The organism is Pseudoalteromonas sp. AS71 (assembly GCF_038900275.1).
Classification (GTDB): Bacteria; Pseudomonadota; Gammaproteobacteria; order Enterobacterales; family Alteromonadaceae; genus Pseudoalteromonas.
Window position 1 is genome coordinate 62,183 of sequence record NZ_JBBMQZ010000019.1, and the last position, 21,845, is coordinate 84,027.

Below are 21,845 nucleotides of genomic sequence, written 5' to 3' on the forward strand. Positions count from 1 at the left end.
CGCTAGTGGCTATGTGCAATAAAAAAGTGAGCACATGCGTGCTCACTCATTTTTTAACGTGACTCTATTGGTGTGTAACTGCGTGCGTCAGGCCCAGTGTAATCGGCACTTGGGCGAATAATACGGTTGTTAGCGCGCTGCTCTTTTACATGTGCTGTCCAGCCCGTAACACGGCTCATTACAAATATTGGCGTAAATAATTTAGTTGGAATATCCATAAAGTGATAAGCAGATGCATGAAAAAAATCGGCATTACAAAAAAGTTTTTTCTCGCGCCACATAATCTCTTCACAGCGAACAGACACAGGGTAAAGCACATGGTCACCCACTTCATCGGCTAGTTTTTCAGACCACTTTTTAATAATAACGTTACGCGGATCAGACTCGCGGTAAATAGCATGGCCAAAGCCCATTATTTTGTCTTTGCGTTCAAGCATGCCCATTACTTCTTGCTCAGCATCTTCAACACTTGTAAAACCTTGAATCATATCCATAGCCGCTTCGTTGGCGCCGCCATGTAATGGCCCACGTAACGTACCAATCGCACCGGTTACGCAAGAGTGAATATCAGAGAGTGTTGATGCACACACACGAGCCGTAAACGTAGAGGCGTTAAACTCGTGCTCTGCGTATAAAATTAACGACACATTCATTACTTGAGCAAACAATTCACTTGGGGCTTTATCATGTAACAGCGTTAAAAAATGTGCGCCAACAGAGTCATCGTCAGTTTGCGTTTCGATGCGTACGCCGTCGTGTGTAAAGCGGTACCAGTAACAAATAATACTTGGGAACACAGCAACCATACGGTCGATTGCATCATTGGCTTGGCTAAAATCATTTTCCATTTCAAGGTTACCCAACATAGAGCAACCCGTGCGCATTACATCCATTGGATGCGCGTCTTTAGGAATATTTTCAAGCACGGTTTTAAGTGCATCCGGTAAGCCGCGTAAGCTTTTTAGTTTTGCTTTATATTCTGCCAATTCGCTAGTTGTAGGTAACTCACCACGAGAAAGTAAAAAAGACACTTCTTCAAACTGTGCTTTTTCGGCAAGTTCGCTAATATCGTAACCACAATACGTTAACCCCGAACCGCTTTGCCCAACTGTACATAATGCTGTTTGCCCTGCTACTTGTCCGCGTAAACCAGCGCCGCTCAATGCTTTATCGACCATGATCTTCTCCTATCTATAATTTGTGTGTGTTTTTATTAGTGTTTATTTACTTGTCAGATTTTGATGAAAAAAGGGTGTCGAGTGTGTTCTCGTACGTGTGGTAATCTAAAAAGTCGTATAGCTCTGCACGTGTTTGCATATTTTCTATTTGGCTTTGTTGCGAGCCTTCATTCAAAATAGCTGAATAAACATTTAATGCAGCTTTATTCATTGCTCTAAACGCACTTAATGGGTAAAGCACCATTTTAACGCCCACATCACTTAACTGCTCTTTGGTATAAATAGGCGTTTGACCAAACTCGGTAATATTTGCCAAAATTGGAACGTTAATCGCTTTTGAAAATGCTTGGTAATCGGCAAGGTCGTGTACGGCTTCGGCAAAAATAGCGTCAGCCCCTGCTTCTACACATGCCGCTGCGCGGTCAATTGCTGCGTTTAATCCTTCTTTTTGAAACGCATCGGTACGCGCCATAATATAAAAATCATTATCGGTTTTTGCATCAACCGCCGCTTTAATACGGTCAACCATTTCGTCTTGGCTAACAATTTCTTTATTTGGACGATGACCACAACGCTTCTGTGCTACTTGATCTTCTATATGAAAACCTGCAGCACCGGCTTTGGTCATTTCTTTAACGGTGCGTGCAATATTAAATGCGCCGCCCCAACCTGTATCTGCATCAACTAACAAAGGTAAATCGCTCGCACCGGTAATACGACGAATATCTTCAAGCACATTATCAAGACTGGTCATTCCTAAGTCAGGCATACCAAAAGAAGCGTTGGCCACGCCCGCACCTGAGAGGTAAATTGCTTGGTGACCCATTTTTTCAGCCATCATCGCGGTGTATGCGTTAATAGTCCCTACAACTTGTAAAGGGTGATTATTAGCAATAGCGTGTTTAAACTTTAATCCTGCTGACATTACTTTCTCCTCACTTTGAACGGTTGCTACGTGGAGTAACTTATAGTTTTAATCTGTAATTATGACTGTTTAACTGCTCTGCTTAGCTTTTAGCAGCTTCTTTTTTTGCGACTAATATCAATCTGTATGGGTATGAGGTCTATTTAACGATAAGAAAATCGTTCTGTAACTAGGCAATAATTTTTATGTTTAGTGGTTCTAAATAAAAAATTTTTAACGACGTTACGGAGCGATTTAATCCGTTAAATTGTTCGAATACTCATATTGATTGGTATACATCAAATTTGGTTTGAATATTTGCTTGCGATGCACTTATATGTCGCTTCATAAGCATTTCGGCCAGTTCGCCGTCGTGGTTTTCAATGGCGTTAATAATAGCTAAATGCTCATCAAACGCTTTTGATACACGCGGCCCCACCATGCCCATTTGTACTCGGTACATGCGTATTAATTGATAAAGCTCATTACACAGTAAATGAATTAAATGCGCGTTTTTACTGCCTTGAATAATACGGTAATGAAAATCTAAATCGCCGGCTTCTTGATAATAAGACTCGCCCTCTTTAACACGTTGTGTTTGTAGGTGCTGATTAAGTAATTGCTTTAAGCCTTTTACTTCTTCGGGTTCCATATTGTCGGCAGCAAGCCTACATGCTAAGCCTTCAAGTGAGCTACGAACTTGGTAAACTTCAATCAAGCGCTCAGCGGTAAGGGCAACTACTCGGCAACCTACGTTAGCTTTACGCTCAACAAGGTAGCAACTTTCTAGGCGATTTAACGCCTCTCTAAGCGTTGCACGGCTTACACCATAACGTTTGGCAAGCTCAGGCTCTGATATTTTACTGCCTTGAACTATGCTGCCCTCAACAATCTCACGGCGCATATCTACAAATACTTGATCTGATGCGGTAGTTATAGGCGCTTCGTTTAAAAATGTGTGTGTCATAAGTTATTTTTTAGATTGTCGACAATTAATGTGGTTACTATGGGCTTATTAAAAAATCATGTCAACCCTTAAGCCTATCAAAACGACTAAAAAACACACCCATTGTCGACACTATTGATCTAAAGTCGTATTAAGTACGCTTTAAAATAGGCCGAACCAATAAAGTGTCGACATAGCAATAAATTGGATGTTACGTTTTTAAGCGCTGAAAATGCGTTATATAAATGCTATTATCGCGCTTTATTTTTATAGTATGAGCTAACGCGTGAACGCCAACACTTTTATTCCTGAGCACTTTATTGACGACGTAAAAACCTATTTACCAGCGCATCTAAACTTAGATGACTTTTTAAATGCGTGTCGCAGGCCGCTCAGAAAATCTATCCGCGTTAATACATTAAAAATTAGCATTGAAGAATTTGTTAAACGTGCAACTGAAAAAAATTGGCTACTAACGCCTATCCCATGGTGCAGTGAAGGCTTTTGGCTAGAGCGCCCAAGCAATGAAGAACAAAACCTAGCCCTTGGTAATACCGACTTACATCTAAGTGGTGCTATGTATGTACAAGAAGCAAGTTCAATGCTGCCCCCTATTGCCTTAAAACAAAGCATTAAACTCGCAGACTCTCAAAATAATTTCGTGCTTGATATGGCATCAGCACCGGGGTCTAAAACCTCACAACTAGCTGCGCTTATGAATAACCAAGGCGTGCTTGTTGCAAATGAGCTTTCGTCATCTCGCTTAAAGGTACTTAGCGCAACACTCAAACGTATGGGCGTTGGTAACTGTGCGCTCTCGCACTTTGATGGCGTTATATTTGGCAACTACATGTTTGAATGCTTTGATAGCATATTGCTAGACGCGCCCTGCTCTGGCGAAGGGACTGTACGTAAAGATGCCGACGCTCTTAAAAATTGGTCAATAGAATCAAACATACAAATAGCCCAAGTACAAAAAGACTTAATTAAAAGCGCATTTTACGCATTAAAGCCAGGTGGCACCTTAGTATACTCAACTTGTACACTTACCCCGCTCGAAAACCAACAAGTGTGCGATTATTTACTCAGTGAGTTTGGTGACTACATAGCACCGCAATCCCTAAGCGACTTATTTGAAGGTGCAAGTAAAGCCACTACCGCTGAAGGCTATTTACACGTATGGCCGCAAACATTTGATAGCGAAGGCTTTTTTATTGCTAAATTTAAAAAACACGCAAGTTGCGATAACCCAAATCAAACTGTTAAAAAAGGTGCGTTTCCGTTTAACGAGTTTGATAAAAAACAAAGCGCCTCGTTTATGCAATCGCTTAAAAAGCACTTTGGGTTAACTAACCTGCCTGGCAGCTTAATGCAGCGTGATAAAGAACTGTGGTTATTTCCTGAGGGGTTTGAAGCCGCACAAAACAAAATTAAGTACGCACGCTTAGGTATTCAAATTGGAATTATTCATAAAAACGGCGTAAGGCTGACGCACGAGTTTGCAACCGTATTTGGCAACGAATGCAAAACGAATATATTTGCTTTAAATAACGAGCAAGCAAATGATTATTTTCAAGGTAAAGATATACGCTTAACTGAAGTAACTCAAACTATAGGCGAAGTAGTATTAACACTGTGCGGCTGCCCTATTGGGCTGGGTAAATGGCAAAAAAATAAGATCAAAAATTCACTACCACGAGATTTAGTGCAAAATACGCAGTTAATAAGCTGGGTTTAAACCAAAGTACAAATCACGCATAATTAATCTAATACTTTGTTATCAAATGTAACCAGGTGGCGAAATTAGTTATGCTTTATTGAGTAGCTTTACTATAGTTTTAAGTACTTTCTTCTTCTCCCTAACGAACCAGAAAGTTTTTAGTTAACGCTAGACTCAATTTAGAGTCACTTTATGGCCCAGAGCAAAAATAGCTCTGGGCTTTTTTGATTAATAGAGTGTTTGCTTACCAAAAAAGTAAAAAACACTACACTATTAGAAGTAGTTAAAAATCAATAAGCCTTTTTGCATTAGTATTTTAATAATGCATTTCACCAGTTAAGAACACCAAGCTACTATTTTAGGCATATTTAAAATGGCCTTATTCTAATTGTAAAGCAATTTCTTTTTACAGCTATTAATATGCCCTAATATTAACTCAGAGCTATAGTGTTATGCTGACACCCTATGAGCTGGAAACTATACTAGCTTCCACATAAATCCATCGCTAATTATATTGCCCACAACAAACTATATTTACTGAAGCCTTGTTTCGTGCAGTTGAGAGAGCAACTAAGTTGAAGGACTAATTAAACTGCGAGTATTTATCTAGCTAAACTTAGCAGCCTTGGTAATCTTTCAAAATAGAGGTTTTGATCCTGATTATAGAGCCGACCTGTTGAAGAAGATATACAAACCGACTATCGTCAGTATAGACAATATCTACAACACCACTTTCGTTCGCCATTAAACACGTCATATCTGCCCAGCCATTGTTTTGTGAAGTATTTAATAGCACTTTACCATTAGGCTCTCCCCCCCAGCTTACTGAACCCGCAATAGTGAGCGAATGGTCAGGGGCTTGTTTCATACTCAAAAAAGCAGAGGATGAAGGTTCGTTAACTATTTCAGTAAAGGTACTATCACGTTCGTTAAACTTGTAAATTACAGCCTTCTCAAGTGAACCTAAAAGGTATAGAGATTCATCAATATACTCAAGATTGAAAGCCCAAAAGCCACTTGGAGCTTTTACCGTTTTGATTAAGCTTCCATTATCAACATCATGAAAGTACATCATTTCCTCATCATCAATATGATATGTCACTATAAAGTCATCGGTTTTTATAAGGGCACGATAAACTCTATTATGATTAGTCGAAAATACTTTTTCACTGGTACTTTGTTCAATATTCTCATCAAGAGACGGTGATAACTTATACAAACCACCATTGTCCCCATCCTTGTATACATAAATATTTTCTGATATTGAAATTTTCCTTGAATAACTTTGCCCCCAAAAAGAACCACTATCATTTCTACTTTGAGAACTGTCTATTCTTTGCACATTAATAAAATTGTTATTTTTATCTGCAGTTATCAAATAGTCTTGGGGCAAATTCCAAGGAGATAAGGTAGCGAAAACAGCCTCATCGTTAGTTTCCACTGACCATGAGTGTCCAGCTAATAACCAGTCTCCAGAAGTTCTAGGGAAAATATTTATAAATTGGTTTGGTTGATTCAGTTCCATTAATACCAAGCCATTATCCATACTAGCAATATATAGCTTTTCATTATCAATATGAATATCAGTGCCTACAAAGTTACTTGCGTTATAAGACTTCTCATAGAAATTACCCGATTTTCTATCATGTTGATATATACCCCAGTAATCACTAAACCATATGCTACCCTTAACCGCACTCGGCATTCCAATTGGTTTAGTTATAGATTTACGCCACTTCCTATAAGGTAGTGATGTATCATAGTTTACAGACACCTTCGAACCTAATGACAACCCAAAAGGTTCTACAATTAACTCATACAGGCTTACATTCCAAGTACTCCCTAAAGCTATAAAATTCTTATTATCCAATCTGTTATCAATAAAAACATTTACTATATTTTTATTAGCTAGATCTGCGTTTATAGGTACGTGAGAATTGAGGTCGTAAACTCCTTTAGTTGTGAAAACAAAAGCGTTTGCATTACCACTTATTCGCGCAATGCGTAGGATATTCTCTTTAAAGGTGTGTTCAAGTCTGTGGCTACCATCAAGAAGATTTATTCGGTACAAATTAGTGCCATTATAACCATATATATAATCTGGACTCTCATCAAAATAAACCCCTTTTAATTTATCAATTGAAAGTGGCTTTTTTGTAACATCACCAGAAATATCTATACACCCTAATTGAGCCTCTAATGCCGCAAAACAAGTAGTACCTGCTTGCGATGTTGAAAATAACTGAAGAGTAGTACTTCGGTAGGTATTTAACTTTAAACCTACAGGGGACCACATAACATCATTTATGAGTTCAAGAACCTGTTTTTTTGTTACAGCTAGCAAAGTGTCGTTGTGAACTAAAAGACCAGTAATATTATAGTTTGTAAGTCCTTTTACAAATGGCTGCCAGCTATCTCCATAATACTTCCATACTCCTGTAACATCAGAAGATGCATAAACCTCGTTTTTATACTCAACAATACTACTGAAGGCACCTCCCCCTCCCCATCCAATTCGCATAATGTCAGGTTCAGTTGTATTTTCTGAAGCAACTGAAAGATCAGGTTTACTCTTAAAAAAAATTGAAAACAGAGTTTCTTTATCATAAAGGTTATTTTTAATTAGATAGGAAATTATGGCTTGAGTACTACTAGGAAATAGAATAAATAAAGTTTGTAATATTTCTATCCTCTTTGAAGGACTACGCTCCTCTAAAGATAATAAACGTTTATATTTACTATCAGAAATAGCTTCGAGAAATCCATTTTTGTACAGCTCAATAGTTGTTTTTATTTGCATATCATTCAAATAAATAATGTCATCACTTTTTGACAATGAAGCTATGGCATCTGTGAGTGCGTGTGAGTGCGCCTCATTCGCAAGTAAAGTAGATAAAAGTCTATCACCTAATTGGTGTTTTGATTCATCTTGAAAACTTTTGGAATAACCTTTACTTATAGACAATAAAAATATAAAAAAAGAAATAGTTAAAAGTTTAATTAATATAGCGCTTGATTGGACTTTCATTAGAAACTCCTCTTTATGCTTAGTCAGATTGAAAATGGATTGCTTAGTTAGCTAGAGACAGCTAAGTAGTAGACATGTTGATAAGTGTCTTCATTGAGTTTAGTAATACCTTAGAGAGTACACAAGCCGAAAGTATATTAATATTTTTATTAAGAAGGTAATGCCCAAAAGTTACTCTATTTATTTTCAGCTAAAAACTTATCAATAGCTAAGCAAGCTGAAGCATATGAGGCCTAATATCTAAGCTAGATAAATCAGGTCCTTTTAAGGGAGAAAAACACTGAGTATATTTGGTCCATCCAGAATTCGATCCAATATATTTTTACCAACAATTAGTGCTGGTAAACATAGCCCAGATCTTAAAGCATAAAAAAATCGACTTCTAACCGCTGGGAAAATAAAGATGCTAGCGTTAGGTGTAGCATTGAGAAAGCTAAATCAAACTTGTTATAAATCGATAAAGAATCAAAAAAAGAATCAGTCCGCATTGGCTTTGTACTCGGTTCTGAGAGGGGGTATACATTTTAGCCGCAGTAATCTTTAAAAATGTAACTACTTCTAATCACTTCAAAACGAGAACCGAATTGTAGCGATAAACATATTGTAGGTAAACGATTAATTTTCTCTGCGAACATAAAAATCTCATAAAATTTATTGCCATACTTAACTGAAGAGTTAAGCTCGGCCACATACAATGCTCTATATTTTGGGGAAAGTTGCTGCCAGTTCATTAACGCTATTTGAATAATGCCAAGCTGCACATCAAACTTGTACGGCCCAAATTTTTTAGCCTGCTGAATATACTCATATACTCGTTCTGTAGGCCCTTCTTGATAACTAACTACTTGCGCTAGTGCAATCCAAGTTTCTGACCATGTTTGCCTTAACTCTAATGACTTTAATAAATCTTTTTCTGCTTGTTGATAAACCAAAAGCTTATTCTTATTTTGCTCGCTAGTTACAGCTAGATTGAGCATTTTTATATAAGCACTTAACTGCCAGTAATGAGGCTGTAAAGGGTCTTGGCTTGTTGCGTATGTAATTGCCTTATCTGCAAGCTCTAGCTCTTCAGGAGTAATTGTGCTTACAGGCTGCTTTAAAATATTGACTGCATTAAAATACCATGTATTTGCACGCATACTTTGTAAACTCTGATAACCTATAACTAATGTAGCAACTGCAAGTATTGCAATTTGTGTGAGGCGGTTTGTATTTAAATTACTCATTAAACAACGACTCAGTTAAACGCATTGGGTTAGTAAAAAATAAATCATGTGCATCATTTTGACCAATTAGCTCACTAACTATTTGCTTAGATTTACTCAAAATAGGCGGCCTGCGCTTAACTGAATGGGCATCAGATGCAACATAAGTTACTAAACCGTTTTTTAGCATATCTATACTAATATTTTTTGCAGTTTCGCCCCATGCACCTTCAATGCTTGACGCTGTTAACTGAAACTCACACCCTAATTGCTTTAAACGATTAATATAAAAGGGATTTACTTGAATATCACGATTACGCTCAGGATGAGGAATAATCACTTTTATATTTTGTTTGGCTAGCCAATTTATAAACTTATCGTAACCTTGCGGTACATGAGAGTGTGGTAGCTCCAATAGTAAATAATTTACTGAATTAAGCGTACCAATGAACGGGAGTTTATTACCAAGCACCAAACTCATTAGCTCTACATCAAGCCTAACTTCAGCGGCTACAGCTAGCTTAATATTAATATTATTTACTAATGCCTGTGCTTTCAAATTAGCAAGCTCGCTATACAATTGTGAGACCGAGTTATTAAATCTCCCAATATGTATATGAGGCGTGGCAACCATATGGGTAATACCATCATTTTGTGCAATAGTTAATAGTGCTAAAGATTCCATTAAATCTTTAGCACCATCATCAATTCCTGGCAAAATATGAGAATGAATATCAATCACTGCTTTACCATTTTACTATGCATTTGGCTGCTCAGGCTTTTGTGAATAGTCGTAATAGTCGTAATAGCCATGGCTGTGTTCGTCTTTACTTTTACCCATATCTACTTGGTTAAGCACAATACCTGCAACATGCGCTTTAGCTTCAAATAAACGCTCAATACCCGCTTTAATAGGTTTTATACGCGTAATATCCGCTTTAACAACATAAATTACTGAGTCTGTACTTTGCGCTATAACTAATGCATCACTCACGGCTTGTGTCGGTGGTGTATCAATGATTATATAGTCGTATTCAGCTCTAAGTCTCTTTATTACTTCACTAAAGCGTGCGTTAGATAAAAGTTCTAACGGGTTACTAGGAATTTGGCCACTTGGCATAATAACTACGCCCGATTCTACATCAACATGTACACATTCAGTTAACTGTTCAGTACCCACTATTAAATTGCTTAACCCTGGGTGAAATACCGGAATATCAAAGCGTTTAGCAATACTTGGCTTGCGTAGGTCAGCATCAATTAATAATACTTTACCCATTTGTGCAAGCGACATCGCTAAATTAGCTGAAGTGGTCGTTTTCCCCTCCCCCGATGAGCTAGAAGTAACTGCAATTACTTTATGATCCCGCTCTAACTGAGTTAATAACAAACTAGTTCTAAAAGTACGTACCGATTCTGCAAAACGCCTATAATTATCCTCAAGGTACGCATGTATCGGAAATACACTCTTTTTAGGCATCGGTACGTGCGGTAATAACCCTAACATACGCTGAGCTAACTTGTTTTCAACATCATTTTTAGTTTTAACAGTGTCATTAAGCGCATCAAATATAATACTCATAACTAGTGCAAAGCCTAGGCTTGCAAAAAAGGCAAGTGCAACAATGAGCTTTTTATTTGGTTTTGATGGGTCTCTAGGCGTATATGCACGGTCTGTAAAGCGCGCAGTTGCAGAGCTAAAATCACTAGTAACTTCAGTTTCTTTTGAACGTGATAAAAACGTATTAAATATATTTCGATTGGTCTCTACTTCACGCTTCAATTGATTATATTGAGTCTCTTTACGAGTAATATCTTGATATTCAGCACGTATTTTAGCTAAATCCCCCTCGAGAGCACTCACAGTGCGCGCAATTCGGTTTAACTCTTTTTCAATACCTGTTACAAGCCCTTTTATCTGTTTATTCAAATTACTTTGAACGGTTGCAAGTTCTGCTTTCGCAGAAATAATGCGAGGGTGTTTAAGGCCATACACCTCACCTAGCTCACTTAGCTTACGCTCAACTATGACCACTTCTCTTTTAACATTTTGGATAACTTGGTGTGATGTTATTTCCGGCATACTGCCTAACAGATCCAGGTTGTTATTACCATATTCGCTAATTACCCTGTTGATACTTTCAAGGTTGTTTTTTTCTTTACGCGCAACAATTAACTGCTGAGAAATCTGCTCAAGCTCTTGTGTGGCAAGTCCTGCTATACCTTCAATATCAACTAATTTTTGTTTCTCTCGATAAGCTTGCAAACGCTCTTCTGAGTTATCTAACTGAATGCGTAATTGCGCTAGACGTGTGTTTAACCAACTTGATGCTTGTTGAGTAATACCCATTTTGGCACGTATTTGGCTTTCGATATAAACTTCACCAACAGTATTAGCTACAAGCGCAGCTAATTTTGGGTCACTCGACTCAAAACTTACTCTTACTAACTGAGTTTTAGAGATTGGTGATACTGTTAGACGAGATCTAAATGCGGCCAATAAGCCAATCATTTTACGTTCAGCCTGTTCTTGCGGAGAATATACTGTAGTATCTTTTTTATTTAAAAAAGGCAAAGATTTTTTAACAAAAGATTTGAACTCCCCAATAGCTGAAGGTTTTCCAATAAAGTCGCTATGGCTTTTTAAATCCAGCTTAGTTATAACTTCACGGGCTATACTGTCTGACTTTATTACTTCAAACTGAGTTTGGTAATATTCTTTCTTATTAGAATCTAAGCCATATATTTCTTGAAAACTAACAGCTTTAGCCTGTTCTGCTTCAATTAATAATGTAGCTGTGGCTACATACTTAGGAACTAAGGTAAGTGAAACCATAATAGTAAGAAGTGTAACTATTATAGAAAACCCTAAAATTCGCCATTTAGCAAGCTTTACAACATTGAGATAAGCACCAAAGTCAATAATCTCTTCATTATTGCTTATACTTTCATTTATTTGGTTCATTAAATACTGCCTTATAGATTGCTTAAAACAAGCGTTGTTCAATTTTTATAGTATCGCCCGCTGCAATTTGGCTATTTAAGCTACCTTTTTGTTGCTGCTGTTTAGTCTGCTCTTTAAAAATATAAATTTTATCAATAGAGGCTCGCTCAGTTAAACCACCCGCTAGGGCGATGGCTTGGTTAACTGTCATAGCCGGCTGGTAAGGGTAAGCCCCTGGGTTTTCAACTTCACCATGTATGTAAAAAGGCCTATATTGAACAACCTGAACGTAAACATTTGGATTAACTAAGTAGTCAGGCTTTAATCCCTGAGTGATAACCTGCTCAACCTCAGAAGTGTTAAGACCTGCAAGTTTCACTTTTCCTAAAAACGGGTAGTTGATCTCTCCACTATTCCCTAATAATGCAGTAACTTCTAAATCAGGCTGTCCAAATACTTTTATTTCAACCTTATCGCCTGCACCTAATACATAACTGTGTGCAGTTTGAGCAAAACAAACGCTACTTAAAAATAGCAGCGTTAAACTAAAAATAAACTTCATTAATTAGCCTTTAATGCAAATGTAAAATTGATACCTACAATAATACGATCAAATTCTATTGCGCTTTGGGTAGAATCTTTATCAATAAAGTCTACATAGGTAGATACCATCCCGAACTTACTCGCAACATAGTTTAAACCTAAACGCGCGCTTTTAGTTTTATCTTTACGACCAATATCGCCAGTGTATTGCTCATTAGTATAACTAAGCCCCGCTAGTGAGCTTAAATAATCGCTCCAGCTATGAGTCCAATTAACACCATATATACTTTCTTTAATGTAATCGCCCTGCACTAAAGGATCTTTAGCTGAGCGACTAGTTTTAAATTGCACGGTAGAGTAACTAAGTGGTTGCCAACTAACGCCAGCCTCCCAACTTAAACCACTAAAGCTTTCACGCTCATTTGAGCTAAAATCTTTATTTTGATAACCCAACTTAAATGATCCTGAAGTAACGGCTGTCGCTTCCCACTCCATACCTATTAGTATTTTCACGTCGTCACTATCGCGTGATATACCATTAGCTTGCAGAGAGTCGTAACGATAGTTTTCTTGTTTAACCTCTAAAAAGGTACGAGTTGATGCTTGAGTATTATAGTAGCCAGTTACGCCAATTAACGATTTATCATAATCACGATATTGCGATACTTCTCTAAAGTTTTGATATTTCTTACTAAAAAAACCAGCTTTCAAAGCAACTTGTGCTTTTGAGCTTTGTGCACCATATTCGTATCGCGCTAAGACATTTTGCTCCTGATATTTAACTAACTCATTAACAGCATCACCAAGACCTTCAGTTAAGCCACTACCTCGAGGTTCATATAGCCAATCGGCATCACCGTTAATATCTAAACGATGTTGGCTAGTAAATTCTTTATGCACACCAGCACCAATATTTACTTGAGTGAAATTGTCAGCGGTATCTTTATTATGTAACGAGCTACTTGAACGCAAATCAAGATTATAGCTGTCTGGGCCATCTTCAATCGCCGCTTTTATATTAGGAGTAATAGTCCAGATTAATCGCGACTCTTCGTTTTCTGGTGTGCTAAAAAAATTGTTGTTACTGCTAATACCTGTTTGTAAAGTCGGTGTAATTTCAGCACCATCTTTAGTGATAACACTACCAGGCTTTAAGTTAGCTGCTACAGGTGTAGCCACAACCACAGTTAAAAAAGCACTTAATGAAACTAGTTTTTTAGTATGCATTTGCATTTTTAAATCCCTTAAAAATTGTTATAAAAATAATTTTAACATCAAACCATAAAGACCAGTGTTTAATATAATGTAAATCAAATTCAACACGTTTTTCCATTTTATCAAGAGTATCGGTTTCGCCGCGCCAGCCATTAATTTGCGCCCAACCTGTAATTCCTGGCTTAGCTTTATGGCGTAACATATAAAACTCTACTTTTTTACGGTATTCCTCATTATGGGCAACAGCATGAGGCCGTGGCCCTACAATAGACATATCGCCTTTCAAAACATTTATAAATTGCGGCAACTCATCAAGGCTTGTACGGCGTAAAAAACCACCTAAAGGTGTTATACGTGCATCATTTTTAGTAGCTTGTGTAACCACTGCACTGTTTTCGGTAACACTCATTGAGCGAAACTTCCATACTTTAATTTTACGCCCATCTAATCCGTACCGGTCTTGCTTAAAAATTACAGGCCCTTTAGATGTAAATTTAACAGCAAGAGCAATTGCAATAAGAATAGGAGATATCAACGTTAATATAATAGAGGCTACAATTATATCCTCAGTGCGTTTCATAAATTCGCGCGCGCCTATAAAAGGCGATTCAAACACACTTAATGTGTCAACATCACCAACATGTTCAATACGTGCATGTATTAAGTTAGATATTAAAAAATCAGGAATAATATGTACATCAACCGTAGTATCGCCTAGTTGGCGCAAAATATCAGCAATGCGTTTATCTGCCTTCATAGGTAAAGCAATATACAAAACATCCATTTCCCCATTACGCGCTGCATCGACCGCATGCTGGATCCGCCCAGCTACATCGTGCTTAGTAGAATTTTCAAAAAGGCGTTCTGGTTGTCTATCATCAAAAAAACCTAAAAATTTAAAGCCAAGTTCATCATTTTTATTTATTTCATCATATAAATTAACGGCTGATTCTGTTGCTCCAACTATTGCAACATTACGCAAATTTAGCCCGAGCTTTCTTCTATTTCTTTTAAATAAATATACACCTAGGCGCCAAGTATACAAAAAAACAATACTAAGCAAAAACCACAGTCCCAAACCAATTCGAGAGAGCGAATCCGTAAATTTAAAAGTAAAAGATATAAAGAGCAAAACAGCAAAGGCCATGAGTAAAGCACCCCAAGCACAAAGCACCATAGTTCTAAACTTCCCAGCACGCCAAGAGCGATAAGCCGAGAATATTTCAGCACAATAAAGAAAGGTTAATGCTACGCTAAGAACTGATACCATATATATTGGATTTAGCTCAAAGCTATAGAATAAAGCTGAGCATTGAAAGGCTAAAAATAATGCAAAAATATCGAATAACCGATAAAAATTAGCATCAGACGAGCCCGTTGGCTTGAACGTCCGTGAAGATTTCATACTATGTATCCCTATAGGTATCTTTATATAAATTTAGAATTACTAAACTCTCTTAATTCTACCTGAGCAAATAAGTTCATTCAACTAAGTTAGTAATTATGACTACATTAATCTTAAACAACAAACCATTAACTAACCAGTTAATGGCAATAAATAAACAAATGAAAATGCTCATAAACTTTATTAAACAAATTATAAATATTTACTCGAAGAGTTTAATTATTGAATCCCATAAACCAAATGAATAATTTTCAAGTATATTAATCCCCAAAGCAGATTTAACAATATAAATAATTAACATAAGAAAAACAATTGCCACAAACGTAATTAAACTAATAAATAATATTTGTAAAAACCAAGCTACTTTTTCTTCATTTTCACTAAGGTCTCTTCTGTTTCTACCTGCTAACAAAACATAGTAGTACCTATATTTGAAAAACTTTACTACCCCTCTAAAATCAATTGTATGGCGTCCCCACTGTCTGGCACCTATAGCAATCTTGAGATGCACCAACTGCTCTTCTGTAAAGCTATTTTGTACACTTTCAGGCATTCTATTAAGTAAACTGCAAATGGCGGGATCTCTCTTAATATTAGACAAATAAAACCTCTGAAAATTAATTGACTATTAAATTATAAAAAAACTTTGGAATACCTATCACGTACCTTTTAAAAAGTCGTTTAGGTTCTGATAAAAGCCTATATAACCACTCTAACCCTAGCTTTCTAAGGATCTCGGGCGACCTTTTAACTTTTCCAGCCTGAAAGTCTATTATAGCTCCACCACAAATTATTATTGAGGGGACCTGAATTTTGGACAATAACTCTGCCAGCTTTTCTTGTTTTGGCATCCCCATAGCAAGAACAACGCAATTAAGAGCGTTTTCTTGAGCGTTTAACTTAAAATTTTTAATATATACATCTTCATCTTGAAAACCATTTTCAGTAATGACATCTTCAGTCTTAAAAAGATTAAAAGCACCTTCACTTAACCACGGTTCAGAAGTACCAAAAGCAAAAAAATTAACGTCGCGGTCAGACTTATTAATAGCGTTAATAATTTTAGGAATAAAATCTGTTCCGTTTAAATTATCTTTAGGGTCTATACCTTTATATTTGCAAGCTAGCTTGACACCTATACCATCTCGAAGGAGGTAAGATAGAGAGAGAAACTGCTCATAAATGGCTTCATCACTGTGCATTAGATTTATGCTATGTTGATTTACAAAACCTAAAGAGACTGGCCTATTAGTCGTAATTAAGTTATCAATAAAAGTATCTAAATCTTTACTCTCTAAATAGCTAATTTTATTTAGAATTTTTTCATTACTCATTTCGGCCACCACTTCTATCTGTTTTCACCCACTTTTTCTGTCTTTTTGTAATAAAAGTTTTATAAACAGTTAGCTTAGAGAAAATATATTTATACATTAATAAAATATCTTTAGTTTGTATAATATGCCTAGCAGCTACAAACCAGACTAAACTTAAACTAAACAAAAGAGTAATTAATGAAGTAACCGAAAGTAAAAAGGGCATAAATACATTAAATAACATGAATACAAAGCATAAAAAGGTACTACCAAACACAATAAACAACCATAAAACTGTGGGCGGTAACATGGCATCTAATATAGTAAAGCAACTCTTGATTTTAAACGTTAATAAAGCTTGCAAAAATTTCTTTGGGAGCATACTAATGGAGCTTAAATGTCCATGCTCCCAACGTGTTCGTTGGCTATCAGTTCCGGCTGCAGAAGTAGGAAAATAACTAATAACCAAAGAAGAGTTATCAAAAATTACTGCCTCGTTCATAGCATTAAGCTTTAACCCTAACTCTAAATCTTCAACAATACTGCCAGATGAGAAAGAAACTTGTTCTAATACACTCGCAGGGAATGCCATCCCAGATCCTTGTAGTTGGCAGTTTATATTAAATAGCGCCAATCCTTTTGGCCTAATGACATTTTTAACAAACCAAGCAAACTCGGCTACTTTAATTTTTATATCTGCATGCTCCGGCGATTTCATAATGTATGCCGATTGAATGACAGAGTTTTCATCAATACATCGTTTAGCTAATTTATTAAAGCTTCCGCTCGTAAACTCACAATCAGCGTCAAACACAATAACAACTTCAGGTGATAGAGCTTGTAAATAATCAACTCCAGCTTGAATAGCATAACCCTTACCTAAAAGTTCATTGTTGTTTCGTATAACTACTGTAGCGCCTAATGCCTCAGCAATAGGCGCTGTAGCGTCAGTACAGTTATCTGCAACAACTAAAACTTTAGATAAAGAATTAACTTCACTTTTCAATTTTACTAAAGTGTCTTTAATAATCATTTCTTCATTGTGTGCAGGTATAACAATGTATACTCCTTCTAGTTCATTTTTATTAAAATCAACTTTATTAGCGACGCGTTTATTTAAGAGACCTAGTAGTAGTTCAGCTGATAAAAATAAGCTTGGAAAGGTTATAAATAGCAATATAAATAAACTTGCTATTACACTAAAAAAAGTAATCATTTATCACCTTTTATTAATAACGCTAATTTTCTAGCCTCTGTCTCAATATTATGTCTTTCATTTACAGAAGCATACCCAGAAGAAACCATATTTTTAATCTCGTCGTCTGGCATATTAATAAAGCTTTTTATAGCTTCCTTTATAGCTACTACATCACCGGCATGAAATAAAATCCCCTGTTTATTATGTGTTATTAGTTCTGGGATACCTGCTATGTAAGTTGCGAGCACTGGGCGCCCAACGGCTAAAGCTTCCATAATTGCTACTGGGAGCCCCTCGGCAAAACTGGGCAAAATCATTGCATCAGAATGCAATAGCAAATCATGAACTTCATTAGAGCTAATCCATCCGGTAATTTTAACATTATCTTGTAAGCTGTTATCTGCAATATATTTGTCTATATCAGCTCTCATCTCGCCATCACCAGCAAGAACTAATTCTACATTCTCACCTTCATCTAAAACTTTTTTCAAAGCTTTAAGCAGCAATAACTGTCCTTTTTGCTCGCAAAGACGGCCAATACATAATAACTTTTTTACATTGTTACTTACTGGAGGAGCTGGTTGGCCCTTTAAAAAATCCGAATCTAAACCGCAGTGGACAATTTCAACTTTATCCCAATCTTTGAAATCAGCCCACCTAAATAATTGCGAACGACAGTAGCTAGTAATTGCAACAACAAACTTTGAATGACTTATTTTTTCTTTTAGATGCAAGCCTAGTGGCTTATCAAATTCTTCTGGTCCATGCACAGTAAAACTATAATCAATACCCGAGAGGATACTCGCTAGCATTGTTACTTCTGTCGAATTTGTACCAAAATGTGCATGTATATGTGAACTCTTCACTACTTTTGCATAATTAGCTAACGTACATGCCTCCATAAGGTAGACTATATGATAAAGCATGCCTCTTTCTGACATTTTAGACATTTTTAATGCCAATTTTAGTGCTTTAGCAAACTTTTTTGGTGAGCTAACAAAAGACTTTAAAAACGCCGGTAATAACGCTGCAAGCCCGCTATTAAGGACATAATTTGTTTTAGCCTGCTCTTCTATATCAACGCTATCTTTTAATTCAGTATCCCACCCCCTAAGTGAAACTCGTTGTACGTTAAAACCATTATTTTCCAGCTCTAATATTTCTCTACGTATAAAAGTATGGCTTACTTTCGGATACTGGTTTATAAAATATGTAATATTCACTTATTTTCCTTTATATGTAGTATGGTAAACATACGTTCTAAATATGAATGTCTTTTCTTCCATACCTTAGTAATAACTATTCCTACTAAAAATGACATCAATACAGCTAGTCCAGGAGAAACAGAACTAAAAATTTTATTTAATAATGACAATGTTTGAAAATGTGTTAGATAAATAAACATCGATGAAAAAGCTACAATAGTAACTATTTTATTTATAACTCTTGGGAGAAGAATATAAGGTAACCATATTGTAAACAGCGAGCCAAAATATAAAAATAAAACTCTACTACTCCATCCGAAATAGATTAGATCCATCAATATTATACTCAATGCTGAAGTAGTAATCATTTTCAGTCGAATGTTTTTACTAAGTGCAGCCATGCCTCCGGCGAAAAACATATAGATCATTAAGTGAGGTAGTCTATCTAAATAATAAGATGTATCCCACGTTAACCTACAGATAATAGAAACTGTATAACTTACTAAAAAGCCAACCAGCATGAAATAATAAGGGCTTTTATGAAAAACAAAAAACTTAGTGTTTATATAAAAAACAATTGAAAAAAGTAAATATATTTGTATTAAAACTTCGATAAACCAGAAGGTTAAACCATTGGCATAATCAGGGCCATAAAAATTAGAAATTAATAAAAGCCCTCCTATATGAAACTCACCTAACACACTATATAAAAAAACAGTGTAAAGCAGAGTGGGTAAAACTATTTTCCATATAAAAGAGAAGTATATACGATAAAATTTTTTAGCATTAAACTCAGCGTTAGTTACCTTAGAGTCTATTGCTTTCTTTGCAGTAAAAAGAACAAAGTTAAAACCAGATAAAAAAATAAGATAATAAGCCCCGCCGGCTATGCCAAGCCAATGAAAATGACCAGCAACAATAGAAAATATCGATATTGCTCTTAATAATACTGAGATATCTAACTTGGAAATATTCATATAACCGCCCTTTTACATGAATTTTTTTTAAAAAAGAAGCCACCCAATAAGCCCCAAAAATACCAGTTATAGGATAGATAAAATAACATATTGTCTGAATAGCCAGCGACTAAGTAAGATATTACTAAGCCAATAATAATTGACGTCCCTTTTTTATCCTTTTTAAACTGTATTAAGAGGCGCTTCATAATAAAGGTAAAGATTAGAAGATAAGCGAATAGTCCTAAGAACCCCATATCAAAGGTGATTTGTACATATGCATTATGTGCATCAAATCCTTTACTTTCTTCTAATGGAAAAAAATCTAAAAAATAATAAGAAAAAGTGTCATAGCCGTGGCCTAGAAATGGTCTTTCTGCTATGTAATCCCAAGAGGCAAACCAAACCACTTTTCGCCACTCATAAGAATTTAAACTTTCGCCCACATCTAAGCTATCTACACCAGAACCTGAAAAAATATCCAATACTCGATCTTGCACTTCAGGTATCAATAAAAGCATTAATAATGATAAAAATAAATATAATAGGTACCTTCTTTCAATTAAAAGTGCATATACGGAGAACATTATAATTAATGCTAACCATGCACTTCTAGTTTTAGTCATAACTAAGCAAATTAGACTAATAAATAAAATGATTTTTACTCTTCTAATAAATTGTTTTGAAAAGATAAAAAGTCTAGTTTTTATACAAAAAAAACAAAGTGTAGTGATTAACACCAAATAAAAAGCAAATATATTCGGGTGAGAGAAGCTACCGAACAGTCTAAATCCATTTCTGGTAGTACTTCCCTCAGGAAATAACAATTCAAAAAACACAAAGATAAAAGGAACTATAGAGCTATAAATTGTAAATCTTAAAAAGAACTTTAAATCATGATCATCTTTAACAAAAAAGTAGACAAAACAAAACATTGCCCAATATGTCAAGATTGAAAAAAAAGAGCGCAGTGACTGAACTTTATCTGGTGACACGATAATAGATGCCATGCCTATGCAAATGAATGCACCCCATACATATAAGAAAGACTTAGGTAAAGCAAACTTATTATTTTTACAACAAATAAAAAATAACACTACCACTAAAAGGTTAAGCAGTGCCCCCAAACCAATACCACCAATTTTAGTAAACTCTAAAACTGGGTCTAGTGACGCTCTAAAAAATAAAATAAAAAATAGAGCCGGAGAATGTAAAAAAAGCCTATTTTTAAACACGCTCTAATGCCTTCTTGATTCGGCGTAATATAACTCTAAACTCAAAAGTAATGAGTAATATAAGTAGCTCACTTACTTTTACATTAATCTGTGAATAGTTACACATAGCTACTATCCTAGATGATCTTTCTTTCAGGTTTGAAGGTTTATGTTTTAAATTTAAGCGTTCAAAAGCTTTTCTGATGTTATTTGCTTTTTTTTCCGAAATCCGTTCTAGGCCATGGTTCTGAACTATTATATAAGAATTCTTTTTTATATTTTTAAATATCCCATATTGTTTAGCCAATCGTATCCACGTATCCCAGTCTTGTAGTGCAGGCATTTTTTCATCAAAGCCATCTATTTTTAAAAAATAATCCCGTTTAGTAAATACTTGGTTACCAATGTAATTGAGCGATCTAAGCATGTCATAATCGACACATTCTGAATTATTATGCGTAAATTCGCCATTTTCACGAACCTCTAATACACCATCGAACAAACCTGCTATGTCATTAGTATTTTCTTGCTCTAATTTAAACCAATACTGAACAAAACTATCAATTCGCCAATTTTCAAAATAGTCATCGTCATCTAAACCAGTAATAAAATAACCTGTGGCTAAAGATAACGCTTTATTTCGCCCATAACATGCTCCTTTAGACTTACCGGTTTCATTGATAGTGCTCAGTAATAAACCTTGTTCTTGCATCTCTTTTAAATAAGCGTGAGTACCGTCTGTCGAACCATCATCAGCAACAATAATCTCAATATTTTGATAAGACTGGGCCAAAACGGAGTCTACTGCACGCTTTAAAAGCTCAAGTCGATTATAAGTTGTAATGTAAACAGTGACTTTTTGTAAATTCAT

General features: G+C 35.8%; 18 protein-coding genes. 1 reads left to right on the top strand and 17 read right to left on the bottom strand.

The genetic code is table 11. From position 1 onward, the window contains the following. Window positions 1-53: 53 nt before the first annotated feature. From prpC to WNY98_RS14850, 3 genes are all read right to left on the bottom strand, one after another. Window positions 54-1,178, bottom strand: coding sequence for a 2-methylcitrate synthase (gene prpC / locus WNY98_RS14840; RefSeq protein ID WP_342878261.1), 1,125 nt, complete (start codon window positions 1,176-1,178; stop codon window positions 54-56). Window positions 1,179-1,224: 46 nt separating this feature from the next. After that, window positions 1,225-2,103 (bottom strand): methylisocitrate lyase, encoded by an 879-nt coding sequence (gene prpB, locus WNY98_RS14845; protein ID WP_342878262.1) that lies wholly within the window; start codon window positions 2,101-2,103, stop codon window positions 1,225-1,227. Window positions 2,104-2,362: 259 nt separating this feature from the next. Continuing rightward, complete coding sequence (locus tag WNY98_RS14850) at window positions 2,363-3,049, bottom strand: GntR family transcriptional regulator (protein ID WP_007582477.1); 687 nt, start codon at window positions 3,047-3,049, stop codon at window positions 2,363-2,365. A gap of 265 nt (window positions 3,050-3,314) precedes the next feature. Here WNY98_RS14850 and rsmF point away from each other — a divergent pair, with 265 nt between their 5' ends. After that, window positions 3,315-4,766, top strand: coding sequence for a 16S rRNA (cytosine(1407)-C(5))-methyltransferase RsmF (gene rsmF / locus WNY98_RS14855; RefSeq protein WP_342878263.1), 1,452 nt, complete (start codon window positions 3,315-3,317; stop codon window positions 4,764-4,766). Between the two features lie 598 nt (window positions 4,767-5,364). On the opposite strand, the gene WNY98_RS14860 is transcribed toward rsmF, so the two are convergent. The 14 genes from WNY98_RS14860 to WNY98_RS14925 all read right to left on the bottom strand — a co-directional run bounded on the left by WNY98_RS14860 (window position 5,365) and on the right by WNY98_RS14925 (window position 21,845). Continuing rightward, entirely contained in the window at window positions 5,365-7,776 is a 2,412-nt protein-coding gene (locus tag WNY98_RS14860; protein ID WP_342878264.1) for a hypothetical protein, read from the bottom strand. A 524-nt stretch (window positions 7,777-8,300) separates the two neighbouring features. Then, window positions 8,301-9,002 carry a VpsP family polysaccharide biosynthesis protein gene (locus WNY98_RS14865; protein ID WP_342878265.1) on the bottom strand — a complete coding sequence of 234 codons (702 nt, stop codon included), beginning with the start codon at window positions 9,000-9,002 and terminating at the stop codon, window positions 8,301-8,303. Further along, complete coding sequence (locus tag WNY98_RS14870) at window positions 8,995-9,723, bottom strand: CpsB/CapC family capsule biosynthesis tyrosine phosphatase (RefSeq protein WP_101216707.1); 729 nt, start codon at window positions 9,721-9,723, stop codon at window positions 8,995-8,997. Before WNY98_RS14870 ends, WNY98_RS14865 begins: the two co-directional genes overlap by 8 nt. A 15-nt stretch (window positions 9,724-9,738) precedes the next feature. Beyond that, the gene (locus tag WNY98_RS14875; protein ID WP_342878266.1) at window positions 9,739-11,946 is read right to left on the bottom strand and encodes a polysaccharide biosynthesis tyrosine autokinase; all 2,208 of its coding nucleotides are present in this window, start codon (window positions 11,944-11,946) and stop codon (window positions 9,739-9,741) included. Window positions 11,947-11,968: 22 nt separating this feature from the next. Continuing rightward, window positions 11,969-12,487 (bottom strand): polysaccharide biosynthesis/export family protein, encoded by a 519-nt coding sequence (locus WNY98_RS14880; RefSeq protein ID WP_101216705.1) that lies wholly within the window; start codon window positions 12,485-12,487, stop codon window positions 11,969-11,971. Continuing rightward, a complete protein-coding gene (locus tag WNY98_RS14885; protein WP_342878267.1) occupies window positions 12,487-13,701 on the bottom strand; it encodes an outer membrane beta-barrel protein in 1,215 nt (404 codons plus the stop codon). The genes WNY98_RS14880 and WNY98_RS14885 overlap by 1 nt, the downstream gene beginning before the upstream one ends. Beyond that, complete coding sequence (locus WNY98_RS14890; protein ID WP_342878268.1) at window positions 13,685-15,088, bottom strand: undecaprenyl-phosphate glucose phosphotransferase; 1,404 nt, start codon at window positions 15,086-15,088, stop codon at window positions 13,685-13,687. The genes WNY98_RS14885 and WNY98_RS14890 overlap by 17 nt, the downstream gene beginning before the upstream one ends. Window positions 15,089-15,290: 202 nt before the next feature. Beyond that, window positions 15,291-15,689: a 3-phosphoshikimate 1-carboxyvinyltransferase gene (locus WNY98_RS14895; protein WP_342878269.1), complete on the bottom strand. Its 399-nt coding sequence runs from the start codon at window positions 15,687-15,689 to the stop codon at window positions 15,291-15,293. Window positions 15,690-15,705: 16 nt separating this feature from the next. After that, a complete protein-coding gene (locus tag WNY98_RS14900; protein WP_101216861.1) occupies window positions 15,706-16,422 on the bottom strand; it encodes a WecB/TagA/CpsF family glycosyltransferase in 717 nt (238 codons plus the stop codon). After that, the gene (locus WNY98_RS14905; protein WP_182715292.1) at window positions 16,415-17,617 is read right to left on the bottom strand and encodes a glycosyltransferase family 2 protein; all 1,203 of its coding nucleotides are present in this window, start codon (window positions 17,615-17,617) and stop codon (window positions 16,415-16,417) included. The genes WNY98_RS14900 and WNY98_RS14905 overlap by 8 nt, the downstream gene beginning before the upstream one ends. Further along, a complete protein-coding gene (locus tag WNY98_RS14910) occupies window positions 17,614-18,822 on the bottom strand; it encodes a glycosyltransferase family 4 protein (protein ID WP_342878270.1) in 1,209 nt (402 codons plus the stop codon). Before WNY98_RS14910 ends, WNY98_RS14905 begins: the two co-directional genes overlap by 4 nt. Further along, window positions 18,819-19,781 (bottom strand): hypothetical protein, encoded by a 963-nt coding sequence (locus tag WNY98_RS14915; protein ID WP_342878271.1) that lies wholly within the window; start codon window positions 19,779-19,781, stop codon window positions 18,819-18,821. Before WNY98_RS14915 ends, WNY98_RS14910 begins: the two co-directional genes overlap by 4 nt. After that, complete coding sequence (locus tag WNY98_RS14920) at window positions 19,778-20,995, bottom strand: O-antigen ligase family protein (protein ID WP_342878272.1); 1,218 nt, start codon at window positions 20,993-20,995, stop codon at window positions 19,778-19,780. The genes WNY98_RS14915 and WNY98_RS14920 overlap by 4 nt, the downstream gene beginning before the upstream one ends. Then, window positions 20,988-21,845, bottom strand: a complete 858-nt coding sequence (locus tag WNY98_RS14925; RefSeq protein WP_342878273.1) for a glycosyltransferase — start codon at window positions 21,843-21,845, stop codon at window positions 20,988-20,990. Before WNY98_RS14925 ends, WNY98_RS14920 begins: the two co-directional genes overlap by 8 nt.

Bases quoted from the DNA above. Each gene is read 5' to 3' on its own strand.
- prpC (WP_342878261.1), bottom strand. From the start codon at position 1,178: ATGGTCGATAAAGCATTGAGCGGCGCTGGTTTACGCGGACAAGTAGCA.
- prpB (WP_342878262.1), bottom strand. From the start codon at position 2,103: ATGTCAGCAGGATTAAAGTTTAAACACGCTATTGCTAATAATCACCCT.
- WNY98_RS14850 (WP_007582477.1), bottom strand. From the start codon at position 3,049: ATGACACACACATTTTTAAACGAAGCGCCTATAACTACCGCATCAGAT.
- WNY98_RS14860 (WP_342878264.1), bottom strand. From the start codon at position 7,776: ATGAAAGTCCAATCAAGCGCTATATTAATTAAACTTTTAACTATTTCT.
- WNY98_RS14865 (WP_342878265.1), bottom strand. From the start codon at position 9,002: ATGAGTAATTTAAATACAAACCGCCTCACACAAATTGCAATACTTGCA.
- WNY98_RS14875 (WP_342878266.1), bottom strand. From the start codon at position 11,946: ATGAACCAAATAAATGAAAGTATAAGCAATAATGAAGAGATTATTGAC.
- WNY98_RS14880 (WP_101216705.1), bottom strand. From the start codon at position 12,487: ATGAAGTTTATTTTTAGTTTAACGCTGCTATTTTTAAGTAGCGTTTGT.
- WNY98_RS14885 (WP_342878267.1), bottom strand. From the start codon at position 13,701: ATGCAAATGCATACTAAAAAACTAGTTTCATTAAGTGCTTTTTTAACT.
- WNY98_RS14890 (WP_342878268.1), bottom strand. From the start codon at position 15,088: ATGAAATCTTCACGGACGTTCAAGCCAACGGGCTCGTCTGATGCTAAT.
- WNY98_RS14900 (WP_101216861.1), bottom strand. From the start codon at position 16,422: ATGAGTAATGAAAAAATTCTAAATAAAATTAGCTATTTAGAGAGTAAA.
- WNY98_RS14905 (WP_182715292.1), bottom strand. From the start codon at position 17,617: ATGATTACTTTTTTTAGTGTAATAGCAAGTTTATTTATATTGCTATTT.
- WNY98_RS14915 (WP_342878271.1), bottom strand. From the start codon at position 19,781: ATGAATATTTCCAAGTTAGATATCTCAGTATTATTAAGAGCAATATCG.
- WNY98_RS14925 (WP_342878273.1), bottom strand. From the start codon at position 21,845: ATGAATTTACAAAAAGTCACTGTTTACATTACAACTTATAATCGACTT.